Source organism: Arhodomonas sp. KWT, assembly GCF_010993615.1.
In genome coordinates, this window is record NZ_WNXE01001025.1 from 1 (window position 1) to 586 (window position 586).

Below are 586 nucleotides of genomic sequence, written 5' to 3' on the forward strand. Positions count from 1 at the left end.
GCGGGGGCGCTGTCGCCGGTGTCCCCGCCGCCGGCCGGGCGCAGCCAGTCGTCGGCGTAGCTGAACACCGCGGCCTCCGGGTCTCCGCTGTAGCGGGCGCTGAAGGGCTGCAGCGGGTGTTCGGTGAGCAGCGACGCGCTGGCCGGGTGCCCGTCCGGGGCGGTGAAGGTGCGGTCCAGGCTGTCGCAGAGCTCGTTGACCAGCACCGAGGGCAGGCGCTCGCTGTCGTCGCGGATGCTGCGCCCGACGTAGCTCACGTACAGCCGTGAGCGGGCGGAGAGCAGGGCCTCCAGGAACAGGTAGCGGTCGTCCTCGCGCAGGCTGCGGTCGCCGGGGCGGCGGCCCTCCGTGGCCATGAGGTCGAAGGCCATGGTCGGGCCCTGGCGGGGGAAGTCCTGGTCGTTGAGGCCGATCAGGCAGACCGCCTCGAAGGGCACGCTGCGCATGGGCACCATGGCGCAGAAGGTCACCTGCCCGGTGAGGTAGCCGCCCTGCTGGCCGTCGCCTTCCAGGGCGTCGAGCAGGTGGGCGCGCAGGGTGGCCGGCGGCAGGGGCTCGTCGAAGCCCGCCGCGGCGGTGGCGTCCA

At 74.2% G+C, this 586-nt stretch carries 1 pseudogene; it reads right to left on the reverse strand.

Annotation, left to right across the window (positions count from 1 at the left end):
• A pseudogene (locus tag G7A99_RS23935) lies at nucleotides 1-586 on the reverse strand (exodeoxyribonuclease V subunit gamma); the annotation flags it as partial.